4 protein-coding genes are annotated in these 2544 nt (G+C 68.1%); 1 reads left to right on the top strand and 3 read right to left on the bottom strand.

The genetic code is table 11. The annotated features are described in order from the left end of the window. From ACDELDRAFT_RS21240 to ACDELDRAFT_RS21230, 3 genes are all read right to left on the bottom strand, one after another. A partial coding sequence (locus tag ACDELDRAFT_RS21240) for an HAD family hydrolase (RefSeq protein WP_040330366.1) occupies positions 1-613 on the bottom strand: 613 nt, incomplete at its 3' end. Positions 614-769: 156 nt separating this feature from the next. Then, positions 770-1189 carry a YchJ family protein gene (locus tag ACDELDRAFT_RS21235; RefSeq protein WP_005800297.1) on the bottom strand — a complete coding sequence of 140 codons (420 nt, stop codon included), beginning with the start codon at positions 1187-1189 and terminating at the stop codon, positions 770-772. A 10-nt stretch (positions 1190-1199) separates the two neighbouring features. Continuing rightward, a complete protein-coding gene (locus ACDELDRAFT_RS21230) occupies positions 1200-1895 on the bottom strand; it encodes a DUF4197 domain-containing protein (RefSeq protein ID WP_005800295.1) in 696 nt (231 codons plus the stop codon). Between the two features lie 171 nt (positions 1896-2066). On the opposite strand from ACDELDRAFT_RS21230, the gene ACDELDRAFT_RS21225 reads away from it, so the two are divergent. Beyond that, positions 2067-2544 (top strand): DUF421 domain-containing protein (locus ACDELDRAFT_RS21225; protein ID WP_005800294.1); only part of this gene is annotated, 478 nt, incomplete at its 3' end.

Raw genomic sequence — 2544 nt, 5'->3', positions numbered from 1 at the left:
CCCCGGCGCCACGCAGCGCCTGCGGCGAGCCGTGGCCCAGCGGCGAGGGGCTGTAGCCCACCACCGTGGCTCCCGCAGCCACGCCTGCGGCAACACCGGTCACGGTGTCTTCCACCACCAGGCAGCGCTCGGGTGCCACGCCCAGGGCGGCGGCGGCGGCCAGGTACACATCAGGCGCTGGCTTGGTGGCAGGCATTTCGTGCCCGCTGAAGACGAACCCCTCGAAATAGGGCGCCAGGCCCACCTTGGCCAACTGCATCTCGACCTTGAGGCGGTCGGCCCCCGACGCGCACGCAATGCGGCCGTCCAGTGCGGCATGCACGGCCTGTACGGCCGCCACCGCTCCGTCGATGGCCACCAGTTCGGCTTCGAGCCGCTGGTTGCGGCGGGCGTAGAACTCGGCCATCCAGGCATCGGTGAGCGGGCGGCCCGTGTGGGCTTCGATGCGCGCGGCTTCGCTGCGCACCGTCTTGCCGATGAAAACCCGCATGCACTCTTCGGGCGTGATGGGCCAGCCGGCCTCGTTGAGCATGGTGCACAGCACGCCGTTGGTGATGGGTTCGCTGTCGACCAGGACACCGTCGCAGTCGAACAGGATTGCTTCAAATTTCATAGCTTTCAGTGCCCAGTACATAAGCGCAAGAGGGTGATTTAATTGAAATTCTGGTGGGCGGATTGCGCCGCGGGGCACCGCCGGGCTGCACGGACTGCGGCGCCGCACCCCGCCCTGCGCCTGCGTGCCCGGCCTTCGCCCGCACCCGGCCAGGCCTTACAGGCTGTCGCCATCGACATAGAACCAGCGCCCGTTCTCGCGCACGAAGCGGCTGCGTTCATGCAGGCGCACGGCGCGCCCGCCCAGGCGGTAGCGGGCCACGAACTCCACCTGCGCGCGATCGCCTTCTGCGCGGTGGCTGCGCACTTCCAGCCCCAGCCACTTCGCGCCGGCATCGAAATCGAGCGCCTGCGGACGGGTGCTGGCGTGCCAGGTGGCCTGCAGGTAGTCGGCGCGCTCGCACACAAAGGCGGTATAGCGCGAGCGCATGAGGCTTTCGGCGTCGGGCGCCGGAATGGAATCGAACGCGTCGAGGTAGCGGCCGCAGCAGTCGGCATAGGTGCGCGCCACGCTCTTGGCCGAGGGGGCGCCGGTGCCGGTCAAGCGGCCGCAGGGGCAGGGGTCGGTCGTCTTCAAGCGTGCGTCCTCAATGCAGGGAGCCAAACACCTTCTTCACGATGGCGCTGCCGGCGCCCGCGGGGTCGCGGCGGATCTGGCGCTCTTCCTCGCCAATCACCAGATAAAGGCCATCGAGCGTGCGCCCCGTCACGTACTGCGCCAAGTTGGCGTCTTCGGCCTTGAGCAGGCCAAAACTGGCAGCCTTGCCGGCGAAGGCGTTGTATTTCTGGGTCAAGCCCACCTTCTCGGTGGCCTGGTTCACCACGGGCAGGAAGCGCTGGCCCAGGGGGCTGCGCGTCTTCTCGGCGAAGAAGGCGGTGACCGAGTTGTCGCCGCCGGTGAGGATGTTCTTGGCGTCCGTCACGCTCATGTTTCGCACGGCGGCCACCAGCAGGTCCTTGCCCAGGGGCACGGCGGCTTCGGCGGCGCGGTTGATGGAGGTGATCAGCTCGTCGATGCGCCGGCCCTGGCCCATCGATTTCATGACCTTGGCGGCATCGTCCAGATAACCCGGAAGGCCGATGCGCACCTTGGGGTTGCCCAGGAATCCATCCGGACGGCCCAGTTGCGCCACCGCGGCCTGCACGCCCTGCGCCAGCGCGGCCTTGAGGCCACTGGCCGCATCGGCGTTGGAGAGCTCGCCCAGCGACAACGCCCAGGCCTGCTGCCAGGCGGCGCACAGCAGCATGGCGGTGCTGGCTTGGTGAAAATGACGGCGTTGCATCGAAATCTGCCTTTCTGTGAGGGCAACCGGCCGCATCTGCGGCGGCGGCCTGCCGCACGGTTTTGCGGCGCTGGCTGTGGCGGTGGTGCCGCAGCGGCCTGCACCGGGCACCGCGTGCAGCACGGGCGGCCGGTTGTGCGTATTCTCCCCTACCCGATCAAGGAGTTTTTCATGTGGCAAACCAGTGTGCCGTGGTGGGAGTTCGTGCTGCGCGGCGTGATTGTCTATCTGTTCCTGCTGGTCTTCCTGCGCCTGACCGGCAAGCGGCAAACGGGCCAGTACGCGCCGTTCGACCTGGTGCTGCTGCTGATCCTGTCCAACGCCGTGCAGAACTCGATGAACGCGGGCGACAACTCGCTGGTGGGCGGGCTCATCTCGGCCAGCACCCTGCTGTTTTGCCATGTGGCGCTGTCGCACCTCACTTTTCGTTTTCGCCGGCTGGAGCGCCTGATCGACGGACGCCCGCGCGTGCTGGTTCAGGACGGCAAGGTGGACGAGGCCCTGATGCAGAGCGAGCGCATTTCGCCCAGCGACCTGGCCGCCGCCCTGCGCGCCGGTGGCTGCCTGCATGCCCACGAAGTGGCCCGCGCCACCATCGAAGTGAACGGGCAGATCACCGTGGTGCTGCGGCCCACACGCCTGCCGCCCG

Origin of the sequence: Acidovorax delafieldii 2AN (genome assembly GCF_000175235.1) — a bacterium.
GTDB classification, from domain to species: Bacteria; Pseudomonadota; Gammaproteobacteria; order Burkholderiales; family Burkholderiaceae_C; genus Acidovorax; species Acidovorax delafieldii_B.
This window is presented reverse-complemented; position numbering and strand designations above follow the sequence as displayed.

Excerpts from the sequence above, each read along its gene's own strand:
- ACDELDRAFT_RS21230 (WP_005800295.1), bottom strand. The coding sequence starts at position 1,895 with ATGCAACGCCGTCATTTTCACCAAGCCAGCACCGCCATGCTGCTGTGC.